At 29.8% G+C, this 2,619-nt stretch carries 4 protein-coding genes; all 4 read right to left on the bottom strand.

Annotation, left to right across the window (positions count from 1 at the left end; translation table 11 throughout):
* On the bottom strand, window positions 1-692 hold a 692-nt coding region (locus ACLR9T_RS13770), incomplete at its 3' end, for a 3-hydroxyacyl-CoA dehydrogenase NAD-binding domain-containing protein (protein WP_413110064.1).
* Window positions 693-704: 12 nt separating this feature from the next.
* Complete coding sequence (locus ACLR9T_RS13765) at window positions 705-1,454, bottom strand: glycosyltransferase family 2 protein (protein ID WP_413110063.1); 750 nt, start codon at window positions 1,452-1,454, stop codon at window positions 705-707.
* Window positions 1,455-1,467: 13 nt separating this feature from the next.
* Complete coding sequence (locus ACLR9T_RS13760) at window positions 1,468-2,151, bottom strand: sugar transferase (RefSeq protein ID WP_413110062.1); 684 nt, start codon at window positions 2,149-2,151, stop codon at window positions 1,468-1,470.
* On the bottom strand, window positions 2,151-2,619 hold a 469-nt coding region (locus ACLR9T_RS13755; RefSeq protein ID WP_413110061.1), incomplete at its 5' end, for a DegT/DnrJ/EryC1/StrS family aminotransferase. The genes ACLR9T_RS13755 and ACLR9T_RS13760, both read right to left, overlap by 1 nt.

Here is a 2,619-nt window from a genome sequence, read left to right as displayed (position 1 = left end):
GTATCTAAACCTTTCATTTCTGCATATGTATCTAATTCATTAAAGTATGATACACGTAAAGCTAAATAAGTATTAGCGAATAACTTAACTGCTTCTGCCTCTGTATATCCCATAATTAATGTATCAATATCTTCTTTGATTGCTCCTTCTTTTAGTAGACCTGCAAAAGTATTTGCAGCTTCTACTAATCTAGGATCATTCATATCAGTACCGACAATAATTCTAGATGGATATAAGTTATCATATAACGCTTTTGATTCTCTTAAAAATTCAGGAGAGAAGATAATATTCTTAGATCCTGTTTTTTCTCTAATACTTTGAGTATATCCTACAGGGATAGTACTCTTAATAATCATGACAGCTTCTGGATTACATTCCATTACTAACTTGATTACTGCCTCCACTGCACTAGTATCAAAAAAATTCTTCTTTGAATCATAGTTTGTAGGAGCTGCAATCACCACAAATTCAGCATCACTGTATGCTTCTTTAGCATTTAATGTAGCTACTAGATTTAAATTTTTTGTACTTAAAAAAGCCTCAATTTCATTATCCTGAATAGGAGACTTTTTATTGTTAATCATATTAACTTTTTCTTCAATAACATCCACAGCCATCACTTCGTGATGTTGTGCTAATAATGTAGCGATACTCAATCCTACATATCCTGTTCCTGCTACTGCTATTTTCATCTTTGTACCTCCTTATTTAATTTTTAAAATCTTTATTATGCACCAATAACATATATGAAATACTGATCTGACAATATTTAAGTGTTCAATATTTCTATATAAATACCAATGATAACCAATAAGTTTGAATTTATTACTCGATATAGAATTTGATCTTATTCTATATTTCATTAACACTTCATCAATACCGTAAATATACTTTTCTTTTTTTAACATTTGTAACCAAAGTGCATCATCATTTCTTTTTCTTATATTAGGAACTTTAAATTTACCCATCTTTGTCACATCATACATAACTGTTGAATTACCAACAGGGCAGTCTAAAAGTAATCTGTTGTGATTAGTTTTGGGAACAACCATAATGACTTTATCTAATAATTTTGATTTTTCATTTATTTGTTCATATTTTGTACATGTAAAAGCGTAATTATTTTTTTTCATATAATTAATTTGATATTCTAATTTGTTTGGATACCACAAATCATCACTATCTAAAAATGCCATATACTGCCCATTTGCTAACTCCATAGCTTTAGTTCTTGACACAGCTGCTCCAGAATTGTTATCTAATTTGTAATATTTAATTCTTTTATCACTATTTGAATAGTTGTTAACGATTTCTTCAGTATTATCAGTTGAACAATCATCCACAATTATCATTTCCCAGTTGGAATATGTTTGTGCTAATACTGAGTCAATTGTTTCTCCTATAAAATTTGCGCAATTGTATGTAGGAGTAATAATAGATATTAGTTCACTCATGAATTTCTTCCTCCTATTTTAAAACTGCAAATACAGTTTTAAACATTGTTGCTATCTCACCAAAGAAACTAAAATGGGTAATACTAGATAAGTTGTATTTCATCTTACCGGGTAATACTTCATTAACATAAACATCATCAACATTATCTGCATTAGCTAGTAGTTCATCTTCATCCTTGTAACTAATACTAGCTATAGATGTAATACCGGCAGGTAATAGTAATGTTGCATACATTTCTGGTGTATACTGATTAACATACTTAGTTACTTCTGGTCTAGTTCCTACAAAACTCATATCTCCTAGAATCACATTGATGAGTTGTGGAAATTCATCTAATCTTGTCTTTCTTAGTAGTTTGCCTACTCTTGTAATTCTCATATCGTTTTGTACAGTAACTTGCGATCCAATGCTTTCTGCATTTGCTACCATTGTTCTAAATGTAAATATTCTAAACTTTCTGCCATATTGAGTTACTCTTTCCTGTCTAAAGAAAACTCCTCCTCTAGAATCAATTGCTATCGCAATTGAAAAGTTAATCATAATAGGTGAAAGTATAATAAAAACGATTATTCCAACTATTAAGTCGAAACATCGTTTTAAAAATAAGCTTACTTGTTTCTTTTTAAGACTATCGTAATACGGACGAACTTCGTCAGTTTGCATATAGTCTGGTAAGTCTTCCCAATCTCTAAGCATTACTTCATTTCTCCAATAACTTGATGAACACATTCGATAACATAATCAACATCTTCGTCACTTAAACATGTATGTAAAGGAAGTGTTACTTCGTTATGATACATGTTGTAAGCGTTAGGATAGTCTTTAATATCAAATCCTAAGTTTTTATATGCAGTTAGTAATGGTAATGGTTTATAGTGTACATTACATGCTACACCTAACTCTGCCATTTTATTAATAAATCTATTTCTATAATCTTCATCTTTATCTAAGTATCTAACTAAATACAAATGTCCTGATGAATTAGAATGATCTAATAATGAAACATTATAATTTTCTAATGCTTCGTTGTATCTTTTAATGATTTCTTTTCTTCTTTCAATTAAGCCTGCATATCTTTTAATTTGTGCCAAACCAATAGCAGCCATAATATCAGTCATATTACATTTATAATTAGGAGCTACTACCTCATATTCCCAGGCTCCT

The sequence above is a fragment of the Thomasclavelia sp. genome (assembly GCF_047249845.1).
Classification (GTDB): Bacteria; Bacillota_I; Bacilli_A; order Erysipelotrichales; family Coprobacillaceae; genus Thomasclavelia.
This window is presented reverse-complemented; position numbering and strand designations above follow the sequence as displayed.